The 13,835-nt window shown below is 59.9% G+C and carries 12 protein-coding genes; 3 read left to right on the top strand and 9 right to left on the bottom strand.

Going from position 1 to position 13,835, the window contains the following annotated elements; translation table 11 throughout:
• Positions 1-230: 230 nt before the first annotated feature.
• A complete protein-coding gene (gene ppc, locus K5R88_RS26975) occupies positions 231-2,861 on the bottom strand; it encodes a phosphoenolpyruvate carboxylase (protein WP_226298690.1) in 2,631 nt (876 codons plus the stop codon).
• Positions 2,862-3,062: 201 nt separating this feature from the next.
• On the opposite strand from ppc, the gene K5R88_RS26970 reads away from it, so the two are divergent.
• The 3 genes from K5R88_RS26970 (at position 3,063) to K5R88_RS26960 (ending at position 5,022) form a co-directional block, all read left to right on the top strand.
• Complete coding sequence (locus K5R88_RS26970; protein ID WP_008024664.1) at positions 3,063-3,407, top strand: hypothetical protein; 345 nt, start codon at positions 3,063-3,065, stop codon at positions 3,405-3,407.
• A 364-nt stretch (positions 3,408-3,771) separates the two neighbouring features.
• Positions 3,772-4,185: a DUF4398 domain-containing protein gene (locus K5R88_RS26965; protein ID WP_192228481.1), complete on the top strand. Its 414-nt coding sequence runs from the start codon at positions 3,772-3,774 to the stop codon at positions 4,183-4,185.
• A 48-nt stretch (positions 4,186-4,233) separates the two neighbouring features.
• Positions 4,234-5,022, top strand: a complete 789-nt coding sequence (locus tag K5R88_RS26960) for an OmpA family protein (RefSeq protein WP_008039336.1) — start codon at positions 4,234-4,236, stop codon at positions 5,020-5,022.
• 190 nt (positions 5,023-5,212) lie between these two features.
• On the opposite strand, the gene K5R88_RS26955 is transcribed toward K5R88_RS26960, so the two are convergent.
• The 8 genes from K5R88_RS26955 to K5R88_RS26920 form a co-directional block, all read right to left on the bottom strand.
• Positions 5,213-5,542, bottom strand: a complete 330-nt coding sequence (locus K5R88_RS26955) for a hypothetical protein (RefSeq protein WP_008039335.1) — start codon at positions 5,540-5,542, stop codon at positions 5,213-5,215.
• Positions 5,539-6,453: an alpha/beta hydrolase gene (locus tag K5R88_RS26950; protein ID WP_226298689.1), complete on the bottom strand. Its 915-nt coding sequence runs from the start codon at positions 6,451-6,453 to the stop codon at positions 5,539-5,541. The genes K5R88_RS26955 and K5R88_RS26950 overlap by 4 nt, the downstream gene beginning before the upstream one ends.
• A gap of 142 nt (positions 6,454-6,595) precedes the next feature.
• Entirely contained in the window at positions 6,596-7,846 is a 1,251-nt protein-coding gene (locus K5R88_RS26945) for a flavohemoglobin expression-modulating QEGLA motif protein (protein WP_177318173.1), read from the bottom strand.
• A gap of 63 nt (positions 7,847-7,909) precedes the next feature.
• The gene (locus tag K5R88_RS26940) at positions 7,910-8,464 is read right to left on the bottom strand and encodes a hypothetical protein (protein ID WP_008039333.1); all 555 of its coding nucleotides are present in this window, start codon (positions 8,462-8,464) and stop codon (positions 7,910-7,912) included.
• A gap of 153 nt (positions 8,465-8,617) precedes the next feature.
• Positions 8,618-9,334 carry a TetR/AcrR family transcriptional regulator gene (locus K5R88_RS26935; protein WP_223416511.1) on the bottom strand — a complete coding sequence of 239 codons (717 nt, stop codon included), beginning with the start codon at positions 9,332-9,334 and terminating at the stop codon, positions 8,618-8,620.
• 102 nt (positions 9,335-9,436) lie between these two features.
• Entirely contained in the window at positions 9,437-10,939 is a 1,503-nt protein-coding gene (gene lysS / locus K5R88_RS26930) for a lysine--tRNA ligase (RefSeq protein ID WP_008034198.1), read from the bottom strand.
• A 111-nt stretch (positions 10,940-11,050) separates the two neighbouring features.
• A protein-coding gene (gene prfB, locus K5R88_RS26925; RefSeq protein ID WP_157214382.1) for a peptide chain release factor 2 occupies positions 11,051-12,146 on the bottom strand; the annotation gives its coding sequence in 2 pieces (ribosomal slippage) (positions 11,051-12,073 and positions 12,075-12,146; 1,095 coding nt in all).
• A 642-nt stretch (positions 12,147-12,788) separates the two neighbouring features.
• Positions 12,789-13,790 (bottom strand): response regulator, encoded by a 1,002-nt coding sequence (locus K5R88_RS26920; RefSeq protein ID WP_008043779.1) that lies wholly within the window; start codon positions 13,788-13,790, stop codon positions 12,789-12,791.
• Between the last annotated feature and the right edge of the window lie 45 nt (positions 13,791-13,835).

Here is a 13,835-nt window from a genome sequence, read left to right as displayed (position 1 = left end):
CTCAAAACAGGGTCGTGACCGCCCAAACGGCCAAAGGCTGATCAAGATACACAGCAGATCCTACGCACACAAGCCGTCGAAAGTCGGAGAAACCCGCGCCTTGCGTGACCTTGCAACGGGGTACCCCAAGTCGCAACCCCATCATTAAGTGTCGCCTTGCAGCACTTTCCAACCCCGCGCAAACCGGCACTCGACGCCCGCGTCGAGTGCCCGAACCCACGACGAAAACCTTAGCCGGTATTTCGCAAACCGGCGGCAATCCCCGCCACAGACACCAGCAACGCCTGTTCTACCGGGCTGCCCTGCGCCACTTCCTGCAGGCGCGAACGTGCCAGCAACTCCGCCTGCAATAGATGAAGCGGGTCGAGGTAGGTGTTGCGCAAGCGGATGAATTCGAGGGTAGCTGGGCTATGTGCCAGTAGCTGCGACTGACCGGTCAACCCCAGAACAATCGAACACGCCTGCGACAATAGGTCGCGTAAGTGCGCACCCAAAGGCAGCAGATCCGGCTCGACCAGCCGCTCATCGTAGGAGCGGGCAATATCCGCGTCGGCCTTGGCCAGGACCATCTCCAGCATGTCGATGCGCGTACGAAAGAACGGCCACTGCTCGCGCATTTGCCCCAGCAGCTCGCCTTCGCCGCGCGCCAGCGCCTTGCTTAACGCGGCTTCCCAGCCGAGCCAGGCCGGCAACATCAAGCGTGTCTGGGTCCAACCGAAGATCCACGGGATCGCCCGCAGGCTTTCGATCCCGCCGGCGCGGCGCTTGGCCGGGCGACTGCCCAGTGGCAGGCGCCCCAACTCCTGCTCCGGGGTGGACTGGCGGAAATACTCGACGAATTGCGGATTTTCCCGCACCACGGCGCGGTAAGCACTGACACCGTCTGCCGCCAATTCGTCCATCAAATGGCGCCAGGCGGGTTGCGGTGGTGGCGGTGGCAACAACGTCGCCTCCAGCACCGCCGCCAGGTACAGGTTGAGATTTTGCTCGGCGATGTCCGGCAGGCCGAATTTGAAACGAATCATTTCCCCCTGCTCGGTGGTGCGGAAACGCCCCGCCACCGAGCCCGGCGGCTGCGACAGAATCGCCGCGTGCGCCGGACCGCCACCACGCCCCACGGTGCCACCGCGACCGTGGAACAACAGCAGTTCCACTTGCTGCTCGCGGCAGATGTCGACCAGACGCTCCTGCGCCCGATATTGCGCCCAGGCTGCCGCCGTGGTGCCGGCGTCCTTGGCTGAGTCGGAATAGCCGATCATCACTTCCTGCGGGCCTTGCAGGCGCGCGCGATAACCCGGCAGCAGCAACAGTTTTTCAATCACCGGGCCGGCGTTATCAAGGTCGGCAAGGGTTTCGAACAGCGGCACCACGCGCATCGGCCGCAAAACACCAGACTCTTTGAGCAGCAGTTGCACAGCCAGCACGTCGGAAGCGGCGCCGGCCATGGAGATTACATACGAACCAAGCGAAGCGCCCGGCGCGGCGGCGATTTCCCGGCACGTGGCGAGCACTTCAGCGGTGTCGGCGGAGGGTTTGAAGTAAGTCGGCAACAACGGCCGACGGTTGTTCAACTCGCGCATCAGGAAGGCGATGCGCTCCTCTTCGCTCCAGTCTTCGTAGCGACCGAGGCCGAGGTAATCGGTGATTTCCGTCATCGCCGCCGTGTGACGGGACGAGTCCTGACGCACATCGAGGCGCACCAGGAACAAGCCGAAGGTCACCGCACGGCGCAGGCAATCGAGCAGCGGCCCATCAGCGATCACGCCCATGCCGCACTCATGCAGCGACTGGTAGCAGAGCTCCAGCGGGTCGAGCAAATCGCGGTTGTTTTGCAGCACATCGGCGGGGGCCGGCGTGGCGGTCGTCAAGGAAGTGTGGGCCCAGCTTCGAGTGGCGCGCAGGCGTTCGCGCAGCTGTTTAAGGACGGCACGATAGGGTTCGGCGCTGTCGCCTGCCTTGGCTTTCAGCGCGTCGTTGGCCTGTTGCATCGACAGCTCGGCGGCGAGGTGATCGACATCGCGCACGTACAGATCGGCGGCCATCCAGCGTGCCAGCAGCAACACCTCACGGGTCACGGCAGCCGTGACGTTGGGGTTGCCATCGCGGTCGCCGCCCATCCACGAAGCAAAGCGAATCGGCGCGGCTTCCAGCGGCAAATGCAGGCCGGTGGCGTCATGCAGGGCTTTATCGGCCTTGCGCAAATAGTTCGGGATCGCTTGCCACAGCGAATGTTCGATAACCGCGAAGCCCCATTTGGCTTCGTCCACCGGGGTCGGGCGGGTGCGACGGATTTCTTCGGTGTGCCAGGCTTCAGCGATCAGGCGCTGCAATTTCGATTGAATCTGCTCGCGCTCGGCGCTGGTCAGGTCGCGGTGATCCTGAGCGGCAAGTTGCGCGGCGATGGCGTCGTATTTCTGGATCAGCGTGCGGCGCGCGACTTCGGTCGGGTGCGCAGTCAACACCAGTTCGATTTCCAGGCGCCCCAACTGTCGTGCCAGGGATTCGGCCGCATGACCTTCGGCCAGCAGGCGCGTTAGCAACTCCGGCAATACGCGCGCCTCGAACGGCGCGGGCTGGGATTCTTCGCGGCGATGGATCAGTTGATATTGTTCGGCGATGTTGGCCAGGTTGAGAAACTGGTTGAACGCCCGCGCCACCGGCAGCAACTCGTCTTCGCTCAGTTGATTGAGGCTGGCGCTCAGTTCGGCGTCCATCGAACCGCGACGGTCGGCCTTGGCGCCTTTGCGGATCTGCTCGATCTTGTCGAGAAAATCGTCCCCGTACTGTTCACGAATGGTATTGCCCAACAGCTCACCCAACAGGTGAACATCCTCGCGCAAGCGTGCATCAATATCGGTCATCAGCCGTTCTCCAGCGAAAAATCCGGGGTGCCTTGTGGTTCAAGAGTGCCGCCGTAAAGCGCTTCTTACAAGCACACGACGAAGGGACTTTAAACCCCGGGCACGCAAGCTAGTCTGAAGAGTAAGCCGCACAACGGCTTTCGCCGGCCATGGCCGGACACTTACCCGCCCTGCCATGAGCAGGCGTGCCATGAGGTTTTTATGAAAATCCGCGAGCTTGCCCATCATTGGGAAGAAAACGCCAAGGGTCGCCTGACCGACACCGGCTACTCGATTCATCTGGATGTGGAGGCCGCCGCGCGCTTGGCGGCGATCATCGAGATGTACCCCAAGCGGCACCCTGAAGAACTGCTCGGCGAGTTGATCGGCGCGGCGCTCGAAGAGCTGGAAAAGAGCTTCCCGTACGTGAAAGGCTCGACCATCGTGGCCACCGACGAAGAAGGCGATCCACTGTACGAAGACATCGGCCCGACCCCGCGTTTTCTCGCGTTGTCCCGGCGGCATTTGCATGATTTGTCGTCTGGTGAGGACAAGCAGAAACACTGAATTCACCGCAGAACCTGTGGGAGCGAGCTTGCTCGCGATAGCGGTGTGTCAGGCAACATCAATGTTGAATGTTAAGCCGCCATCGCGAGCAGGCTCGCTCCCACATTTGACCTGCGTGACTTTCAACAATTGCGTGTTTCCGCCCTTGGAATACCCCCTCCTATCGCCAAAGTTCCCGATTTAGAGCCTTGTCCGTTCGGTCAAAGTTTTTTCGGGCGACAGGCCATATTCTCTGAACTTTTAAAAAATGCCTCGGGTCGTAACCAGTAACCACGCCTGGGACGGCCGTTTCAAAACGCTTCGGAAATTGATGGTTGCGGCTCCTTGCCCAGGATGGATGTTCAGTTTTTCAGGAGTTATTCCAATGGAGTTGAAGACCATGAAGATCAACACTGCCAAGCCCGCTTCCACCCCCCTGCGCAGCCTGAAACTGGCCGCCCTGGCCATCGGCAGCAGCTTCGTTCTGGCCGGTTGCGCCGGTAACCCACCGACTGAGCAATACGCCGTGACCCAATCGGCCGTGAACAGCGCCGTCAGCGCGGGCGGCACCGAATTCTCGGCGGTTGAGATGAAGTCAGCCCAGGACAAGCTCAAACAAGCCGAAATCGCGATGCACGACAAAAAGTACGACGAAGCCCGAGTGCTCGCCGAACAGGCCGAGTGGGACGCGCGCGTCGCCGAACGCAAAGCCCAGGCGATTAAAGCCGAACAGGCCGTGAAGGACTCTCGGATAGGGGTTCAGGAACTGCGTCAAGAAAGCCGGCGCACCGTGCAATAAGCGCCGCCACGACGTACTTCTTACTCGACTTAAAAGGACGATACCCACATGCGCAATCAATTGATGATCCCTGCCCTGCTGGCCGCAAGCGTTGCACTGGCTGCCTGCTCCACGCCGCCTAATGCGAACCTGGAACAGGCCCGCACCAACTACAGCGGCCTGCAAGCCAACCCACAGGCGAGCAAAGTCGCGGCGCTGGAAACCAAGGACGCCAGCGATTATCTGGACAAGGCCGACAAGGCCTATCTGGACAAGCGAGACGCGAACGAGGTCGATCAACTGGCCTACCTGACCAATCAGCGTGTTGAAGTGGCGAAGCAAACCATCGCCCTGCGCACCGCTGAAGCCAATCTGAAGAACGCTGCCGCACAGCGCGCCCAGGCACGTCTGGATGCTCGCGACGCGCAGATCAAACAGTTGCAGGACAGCCTGAACGCCAAGCAGACCGATCGCGGTACGCTGGTAACCTTTGGTGATGTGTTGTTCGCAACCGACCGTGCCGACCTGAAGTCCAGCGGCCTGGCGAACATCAACAAACTGGCGCAGTTCCTTCAGGAAAACCCGGACCGCAAAGTGATCGTCGAAGGCTACACCGACAGCACCGGCACGGCGTCGCACAACCAGTCGCTGTCCGAGCGTCGCGCCGGTTCCGTGCGCACGGCACTGGTGAAAATGGGCGTTGATCCTGCGCGCATCGTTGCCCAGGGTTATGGCAAGGAATACCCGGTTGCGGAAAACGGCGACGCTTCGGGTCGTGCCATGAACCGCCGTGTAGAAGTGACCATCTCCAACGACAACCAGCCGGTGATCCCGCGTTCGGCGGTGAGCGCCAACTAAGCTTCATGCCTGAACGCAAAAGCCCCGCCTGATCGGATCAGGCGGGGCTTTTTTGTTTTCGCGGTTTGGCAGAACACCGCGTCGCGTCCATCGCCAGCAAGCCGGCTCCTACAGGATCAACGCAAACCTGTAGGAGCCGGCTTGCTGGCGATGAAGGCAACGCGGTCTGTGTGATTTAACCGCGTTACAGTTACTGCTCCAGCTTCTGCGGGGTTTCCTGGCCCATGCAGCGCACGGCTTTTTTCTTGTTGTTGACCAATACGCCGGTCAGGCCTTTCTGTTCGGTGTCGAACATCACCAGCACGCCATCGATGCACTGGGCCACTTGTGGAGCCGGTTCCAGGGAGACTTTGTAATCTTCGCCCGGCACGGTCTTGAGCATGGTGAAGTCGCTGAGCAGCAGCGCATCTTCGGGTTTGGCGAAGTGCAGGTAACCGTAGTACCACAGGGCCCCGACGGTGCCGAGGATGCTGCAGATACCGGTGATGATCAGCGGGATGGCGTTACGTTCTTCACTCATTGCGGACTCTCTGGTGGTTCATCTTCTGAATTCGGGGGTGCCGGGTAGTTGGGAATTTCACCCAAGCGGCGCAGACCGTTGAAATGCTGCGGGTCATCAAGGTATCGCAGCATGACCTTGCGCCAGACCGGGTCGGCAAACGTCTGCACATGACCGCCACGGGTCAGTTGCAGCACTCGCGGCGGCGGCGCAGCTTGATACAGACGGATGCCGTTGGAAAGGGGCACGATCGGATCGTCGATGCTGTGATAGATCAGTTTCGGCACGTCGTTGAGCTGCGTCATCGAGTGAATCGCACTGTCACCGTCCGGCACCAGCCACGAAAGCGGCACCTGGAACGCCCATGTCAGCCAGGAATTGCTCAAGGCGAATTGGCCGATGCTGCGATAACTGGCGGGCACGCCATCGAGGACGAAGGCCTTGAGTTGTTTCTGGCGTTCGGGATGCTGAACCAGGTAATGCACGGCCATTGAGCCGCCCAGACTTTGCCCGAGCAGGATTAACGGTTTGCCTTTGACCTCCGGCGCCTGGTCGAGCCATTTGAACGCGGCGTCGATGTCCTGATAGATCGCCGGCAAACTCGGTTCGCCTTCGGACAAACCGTAACCGCGATAATCGATCAGCAGCACTTGATAGCCTTCCTCCGGCAACCACCAGCTGCCACCCAGATGCATCGGCAGATTGCCGCCGTTGCCGTGCAGGTGCAGCACCGTGCCTTTGACTTCGACGCCTTTTTTCGCCGGCAGCCACCAGCCATGCAGCTTGAGGCCATCGGCCGTGGTGAGGGTGACGTCGCGGTATTCGAGTTTAGCTTTTTCCGGGGTGAACAACTGTCCGGGCTCGGGGTAGAACAGCAAAGAGCTGCACCCGCCGAGGGTTAGAAGCAGGAAGAGGATGCCGAGGATTCTCATCCGTTGAAACCTCGCTTTTAGGATTGATAGCAAGTCCTGTAGGAGCGAGGCTTGCCCGCGAAGGCGGTATAACATTCAACAGGCATGTTGACTGACACAACGCCTTCGCGGGCAAGCCTCGCTCCTACAAGGTATGCGGTGATTACAAAATGTTGGAGTAATCCGCTTCGATCCGGTCCAGGCTCAGGTGGTTCAGGAAGTTGGAGAAGCACATCCACGCCGACAGCGCGTTCATGTCACGGAACTGTTCCGGCAGGTATTTCGGCGGTACCACCAAGCCTTCATCGACCAACTGGCGCAAGGTGCGCATGTCTTCCAGCGTGGTCTTGCCGCAAAACAGCAGCGGCACTTGCTCAAGCTTGCCTTTACGCACGGCCAACTGAATGTAGTTGTAAACCATGATAAAGCCCTTGAGGTAGGACAAGTCTTTGGTAAATGGCAGACCATTCGGCACCGAACCACGGAAAACCCGACTGGCGTTGCCGTAGCTTTCCGCCATTTCAAAGCCCTGCTCGCGGAAGAACTCGAAGATCTGCAGGAAGTCCGCGCCCTCCTCCACCATGTGAATGGCGCGGGTGCGGTTGGTCAGTTTGCGCAGGCGGCTCGGGTAGGAGGCGAAGGTGATGATTTCCATCAGGATCGCCAGCCCTTCCTGGGTCACCGTCGACGAGGGCGGCCCCTTGGACAGGAAAGTGCAGATCGGCTGGTTCAGACCGTTGAGCGTAGTGCCGACATGCACCAGCCCTTCGTGGACTTCCAGCGCACGCACATCGCGCTCGTTGAACATCGCGTCGGTGCGGATCTTGATGTAGTCGGCGCCTGCCGCCGCATCGGCTACGATGCCGTCGGACTCGAACACCCGAATGGTTTCCTCGGCCTCGCCAAACACTTTGCTCAGCCGGGTCTGCAACAGATGCACGGCGTCCTTGGCGGTGAGGATTTTCGGCTCGTCCTTCAGGTCACCACGGCCATCGATGTTATTCAGATAGTCGGAGAGCATCAGGCCGAGGTCGGACAGGGTCGGGTCACCGGCGTGAAACGCATCGGATGCCGCGCCATACAACTCTTGGGAAATCAGGCCGAAATCCTCGGTGCCGCGCGCTTCAAGCATGCGCACCACCATCCGGTATTCCTTGCACATGCGCCGCATGATCTGGCCGACCGGGTTGAACTGGCCAAGCTGACGGGTGATGTCGCGCTCGATGTTCTGGAATTCCAGTTTCACTTTGCTGGAGTCGAAGGACAGCGGCCGGTTCAGGTAGTAATCACGGTCCACCGCCGGCATTTCCTTGCCCTTGGCCTTGAGGAAACCCTTGCGGATGCTGTCGTCCCACTTCACTGCATCCAGGACGCGAATCGGCGTCTGCGCCAGCACAATGCGATCGGACAACATGCGTATCGTCTGCTGGTAATCGTCCACCCGAAACTCCTGTAGAAAAACCGTTATGTGCTGGGTTTATTTGGCTTTGGCCAGGCGCTGATAGCGCACGGCTTCGACGAAGACATCGGAATTGGCCGGATCGTCGAGGTAAGCGAAGACCTGGTCCATGCGTGTGTTGATCAGCACGCCGTCACCGTCGTCGGTCTGGAAACCTTCGCCGCTGAGGATTTTTTGCCCCAGGGCCTGGTTGATCTGCTCGAGGTCGAGGTTGTAGACCACCAGTTCATGCTTGTCGGTGAGTTCGAAACCGGCAATGGTGAAATGCCCGCCAAACTGCGCCGGGACTTTTGCCGACAGGTACCAACGGTTGCCATGGCGCGAGACGGTGAAGGGATAGGCTTCGCGTTCCTTGGGTTTGGCCTTGAAGTAGCTGACCGCCTGATAGCGATTGTCGCCGATGCGCGTCAGCTCCAGATTCAGCGGCTCGCCCCAGGCGTTGGTGCTGGTCCATTTGCCGAGTAATCCTTTGGGCGCGGGGTCGCTCGTGGGCAATGGCTCCCTGAAGGTCACCAGACAGCCACTGAGCAGCAGGATCGACAAGGCGATCACAACGACGCGCCAGGCTTTCATTCAATACTCCCTATGAACACAGTCCCCCGATTGCTCACTGTCCCTGTAGGAGCGTGGCTTGCCCGCGAAGGCGATGCGTCAGTCAACACATCATCTGTTGAATGTTAAATCGCCTTCGCGGGCAAGCCTCGCTCCTACAGGTTCATCGCAGGATCACACCGACGCCAGTACCAAGTGCATATACCGCGTCAGGATACCGAGCATTTCAGCTTCGGCGTCAGGCTCGGCGTCGTTGAGCAGCCCCTGATATTCCATCCGTCCGATAATCGCCGTCAACACTTTGGCATCCTGGTGTGGTTCACGGGAACCCAAAACCTGGAAAAGCTGACACGTACCCTGCAGGAGAATCTGCTGATGCGAGCGCACCAGCTCCGCCAGGCGCGGGTTCAGCAGCGCTTCCTGACGGAACGCCTGTTCGGCCATCAGGTGTTCGCGACGGTTGATCAGTTGCCGGTGAACATAGTCCGCCATCAACCGTGCAATGTCGTCCGCCAGTTGCGAGCGCGACTCGGGGCTGCCGTCGCCGCTGACGACCATCTCGCGCAGCAACCCTTCATTGTTCACCCACAACTTGGCCATGAACGCCGCGCTGCGTTCCACATATTGGGCAAAGGTATCGGTGAGCAAGTCATCGATGTCCTTGAAATAGTAAGTGGTGGCCGACAGTGGCACACCCGCTTCTGCGGCAACCGCACGGTGACGCACGGCCCGCACGCCATCGCGCACGACAATGCGCATGGCCGCATCGAGAATCTCCTGTCGACGCTGCTCGCTGCCCTGACGGCTGGCCTTGCGGCCCTGGTACTGAACACTTTCAGCGACCGCAGTGGCGATACCCGCTGCACCTTCTTGAGCCATTGCACGGTTCACGACAGGAATTCCTCTCTCATTTCAAAAGTAACCAATTGATACGTTTGTACCAGACAGGCAATAAAAAGCCGCCTGTTATAGGCGGCTTTTTAATTGAAACATTTACGCTTGCGGCCGCATGTGCGGGAACAGGATCACGTCGCGGATCGACGGGGAGTTGGTCAGCAGCATCACCAGACGGTCGATACCGATGCCTTCACCGGCCGTTGGCGGCATGCCGTACTCCAGCGCGCGAACGAAGTCGGCGTCGTAGTGCATGGCTTCGTCGTCGCCGGCGTCCTTGTCGGCCACCTGCGCCATGAAGCGCTCGGCCTGGTCTTCCGCGTCGTTCAACTCGGAGTAGGCGTTGGCGATTTCACGGCCACCGATGAACAATTCGAAACGGTCGGTGACGTTCGGGTTGTCGTCGTTGCGACGGGCCAGCGGCGACACTTCGAACGGGTACTGGGTAATGAAGTGCGGCTGCTCCAGCTTGTGCTCGACCAGCTCTTCGAAAATCATCACCTGCAATTTGCCCAGGCCTTCGAAGCCCAACACCTTGGCGCCGGCTTTCTTGGCGATGGCACGGGCCTTGTCGATGTCATTCAGATCATCGGCAGTCAGCTCAGGGTTGTACTTGAGGATCGAATCGAACACCGACAGACGCACGAACGGTTCGCCGAAGTGGAACACCTTGTCGCCGTAAGGCACGTCGGTGCTGCCCAGAACCAGCTGCGCCAGCTCGCGGAACAGTTCCTCGGTCAGGTCCATGTTGTCTTCATAGTCGGCGTAAGCCTGGTAGAACTCCAACATGGTGAATTCAGGGTTGTGACGAGTCGAAACGCCTTCGTTACGGAAGTTGCGGTTGATCTCGAACACTTTCTCGAAGCCGCCAACCACCAGACGCTTGAGGTACAGCTCCGGCGCGATACGCAGGAACATTTCCATGTCCAGCGCATTGTGGTGCGTTTCGAACGGCTTGGCCGCTGCGCCGCCCGGAATGGTTTGCAGCATCGGCGTTTCCACTTCCAGGAAGTCACGTTGCATCAGGAAGCTGCGGATGTGGGCGATGACTTGCGAACGCACGCGGAAGGTCTGGCGCACGTCTTCGTTGACGATCAGGTCAACGTAACGCTGACGATAGCGCTGTTCGGTGTCGGTCAGGCCGTGGTGCTTGTCCGGCAGCGGGCGCAGGGATTTGGTCAGCAGGCGCACGCTGGTCATTTCAACGTACAGGTCGCCCTTGCCGGAACGGGCCAGGGTGCCTTCGGCGGCAATGATGTCGCCCATGTCCCAGGTTTTCACCGCGGCCAGGGTTTCTTCGGACAGGGTCTTGCGGTTGACGTAGACCTGGATGCGACCGGTCATGTCCTGGATCACCATGAACGAGCCACGGTTGAGCATGATGCGACCGGCAACCTTGACCGGGATTGCAGCCTCTGCGAGCTCTTCCTTGGTCTTGTCCACGTACTGTTTCTGCAAGTCTTCGCAGTAGTTTTCGCGGCGGAAGTCGTTCGGGAAGGCATTGCCCTTGGCGCGCTCGGCAGCAAGCTTTTCCTTGCGCAGGGCGATCAGGGAGTTTTCTTCCTGTTGCAGGGCTTGCGGGTCGAGTTCTAGGTCGCTCATGTCTTTAGATATTCCATCTGGTTCGTTGCCCCCGGCCTGCGGCCGGGGATCGCCAGCGAGCTGGCTCCTACAGGGGATCGGGGGGTGTCAGCCGATCCCGTATTGCATTGCTTACAAGCCCGACTTCAGGCTCGCTTCGAGGTATTCATCGATATCACCGTCGAGTACCTTGTCGCAGTCACTGCGCTCGATGTTAGTGCGCAGATCCTTGATGCGCGAGGCATCGAGTACATAAGAACGGATCTGATGACCCCAGCCGATATCGGACTTGGTGTCTTCCAGCGCCTGGGACGCCGCGTTGCGCTTCTGCATTTCCTGCTCGTACAACTTGGCCCGCAGCATTTTCATGGCGGTGTCCTTGTTGGCGTGCTGGGAACGTTCGTTCTGGCAGCTGACCACGGTGTTGGTCGGTACGTGGGTGATACGTACGGCCGAGTCGGTGGTGTTTACGTGCTGACCACCGGCACCGGAGGAGCGATAGGTGTCGATCCGCAAGTCTGCCGGGTTGATTTCGATTTCCACCTTGTCATCGATCTCTGGCGAGACGAAAACCGCCGAGAACGAAGTGTGACGACGGTTGCCGGAGTCGAACGGGCTCTTGCGCACCAGACGGTGTACGCCGATTTCGGTACGCAGCCAGCCGAAGGCGTATTCGCCCTTGATGTGCACGGTGGCGCCCTTGATACCGGCGACTTCACCGGCCGACAGTTCCATGATGGTGGCGTCGAAGCCGCGTTTGTCAGCCCAGCGCAGGTACATGCGCAGCAGGATGTTGGCCCAGTCCTGGGCCTCGGTGCCACCGGAGCCGGCCTGGATGTCCAGGTAGGCGTTATTCGGGTCCATTTCATGGCTGAACATGCGGCGGAATTCAAGCTTGGCGAGGTTTTCCTCGAGACGGGCCAGCTCGGCGACGACATCGCCCACTGCGCCTTCGTCGTTTTCTTCGACGGCCATGTCCAGCAGGTCGCGGCAATCGGCCAGACCGGTGTTCAGCTCGTCCAGGGTATCGACGATCTGTGCCAGCGCAGAGCGCTCGCGGCCCAACTCCTGGGCATATTCAGGTTTGTTCCAGACGCTCGGATCTTCAAGCTCGCGATTGACTTCGGTCAGACGCTCGTGCTTTTGATCGTAGTCAAAGATACCCCCGAATAGTTTCGGAGCGCTCGGACAGGTCCTTGATGGTGTTAAGGATCGGGTTGATTTCCATGGCGGGCAGCACTCGTTGGCGAACTTTTGAAAGCCGGCGAGTATAACGGCAAACGGCCGGAAACGGCAGCCCGCTTGGCCGAAAAGGCCCGATGCGTTTTCGGAGCGGCCGTACACCGATCAACTGTAGGAGCCGGCTTGCTGGCGATGGCGGACTGATAGCCGGCCTGTGTTTTCGGTCGGAGTACATATCCGTTCTTTTGGTGACGGCGGCTATTGGTTTCGCCCTTACGGCGAGTCACTTGGAAGAGCCCCAAGTAACCAAGGGCTCTTGCCCCTTTCGTTCGGTGCCTCGCCATGGCTCGGCATGCCCTCGCTCCGGTCCTGCTCCGTGGGCCCGCCGCCATCGGCCATCCATGGCCGGGGGCGGCTAACCCGGCATCCATGCCGGGTTGCCCACTACGCAGAACCTCCACTCGGCCTCTCGAGGGGGCGCTCAGATCAAAAGCGGAAGGCGAGCTAACGCTCGGCCTGATGAGTGGTGGGAATCAAAAGCGTACGCGATTTCCTGTAGGAGCCGGCTTGCTGCGGGCGGCGTTCCGACGATAGCGGTGGGTCAGTCAACCTGTTTATTGGCTGGACGGACGCTATCGTCGGAACGCCGCCCGCAGCAAGCCGGCTCCTACAGGGGATGAAGTCCCTGTTACTCGATACCCACCTGATTGCGCCCATTGTTCTTCGCCAGATACAGCCCCTTGTCAGCCGCCGAGATCAATTGACGGCAATCGGCGCCCGGTTGCGGGGTCATGGTCGACAGGCCGATGCTGATGGTCAGGCTTGAGCCTTCGCTCGGTGAAATGTGCGGGATTTTCAGTGCCGCCACGGTCTGGCGCAGTTTTTCCGCCACCAGTCGCGCACCGCCCGGTGATGTATTGGGCAGGACCAGCGCGAATTCTTCACCGCCATAACGGGCCGGCAAGTCAGAAGGTCGGGCGCTGGCGTCGCGGATGGCCGTGGCGACTTTGCGCAGGGCTTCGTCGCCTTCGAGGTGGCCAAAGTTGTCGTTGTAGGACTTGAAGTAGTCCACATCGATCATCAGCAACGACAATTGGCTCTGGTCGCGCAAAGAACGTCGCCATTCCAGTTCCAGGTACTCGTCGAAGTGACGACGGTTCGACAGTCCGGTCAGGCCGTCCGAGTTCATCAGGCGTTGCAGCACCAGGTTGGTGTCGAGCAACTGCTGCTGGCTGACCCGCAACGCGCGGTACGCCGCGTCACGCTGCAACAGGGTCATGTAGGAGCGCGAGTGATAGCGGATGCGCGCCACCAGTTCGATGTTGTCCGGCAGTTTGACCAGGTAATCATTGGCCCCGGCCGCGAATGCCGCGCTTTTGATCAGCGGGTCTTCCTTGGTCGACAGCACAATGATCGGAATGTCCTTGGTGGCCGGGTGATTGCGGTATTCGCGCACCAGGCTCAGGCCGTCGAGACCGGGCATGACCAGGTCCTGGAGGATCACCGTCGGCTTGATCCGGATCGCCTGCGCAATCGCCTGATGCGGGTCGGCGCAGAAGTGGAAGTCGATGTTTTCTTCATTCGACAAACCGCGGCGCACCGCTTCGCCGATCATGGCCTGATCGTCCACCAACAACACCATGGCGGCGTTTTCGTCGGTTTTGAAGCCGTCGAGCTGTAAGTCATTCATGTGCGGTCACCTGAGTACTGCCTGGGCCAGGATTGCTGCTGAGCA

Source organism: Pseudomonas sp. MM213 (genome assembly GCF_020423045.1).
In the GTDB taxonomy this organism is placed as follows: domain Bacteria; phylum Pseudomonadota; class Gammaproteobacteria; order Pseudomonadales; family Pseudomonadaceae; genus Aquipseudomonas; species Aquipseudomonas migulae.
Note: the sequence above shows the minus strand (reverse complement) of the source record. Positions and strands in the feature narration are given on the sequence as shown.

Excerpts from the sequence above, each read along its gene's own strand:
- K5R88_RS26960 (WP_008039336.1), top strand. The coding sequence starts at position 4,234 with ATGCGCAATCAATTGATGATCCCTGCCCTGCTGGCCGCAAGCGTTGCA.
- ppc (WP_226298690.1), bottom strand. The coding sequence starts at position 2,861 with ATGACCGATATTGATGCACGCTTGCGCGAGGATGTTCACCTGTTGGGT.
- K5R88_RS26950 (WP_226298689.1), bottom strand. The coding sequence starts at position 6,453 with ATGAGAATCCTCGGCATCCTCTTCCTGCTTCTAACCCTCGGCGGGTGC.
- K5R88_RS26940 (WP_008039333.1), bottom strand. The coding sequence starts at position 8,464 with ATGAAAGCCTGGCGCGTCGTTGTGATCGCCTTGTCGATCCTGCTGCTC.
- lysS (WP_008034198.1), bottom strand. The coding sequence starts at position 10,939 with ATGAGCGACCTAGAACTCGACCCGCAAGCCCTGCAACAGGAAGAAAAC.
- K5R88_RS26955 (WP_008039335.1), bottom strand. The coding sequence starts at position 5,542 with ATGAGTGAAGAACGTAACGCCATCCCGCTGATCATCACCGGTATCTGC.
- K5R88_RS26945 (WP_177318173.1), bottom strand. The coding sequence starts at position 7,846 with ATGTTGTCCGATCGCATTGTGCTGGCGCAGACGCCGATTCGCGTCCTG.
- K5R88_RS26970 (WP_008024664.1), top strand. The coding sequence starts at position 3,063 with ATGAAAATCCGCGAGCTTGCCCATCATTGGGAAGAAAACGCCAAGGGT.
- K5R88_RS26965 (WP_192228481.1), top strand. The coding sequence starts at position 3,772 with ATGGAGTTGAAGACCATGAAGATCAACACTGCCAAGCCCGCTTCCACC.
- K5R88_RS26920 (WP_008043779.1), bottom strand. The coding sequence starts at position 13,790 with ATGAATGACTTACAGCTCGACGGCTTCAAAACCGACGAAAACGCCGCC.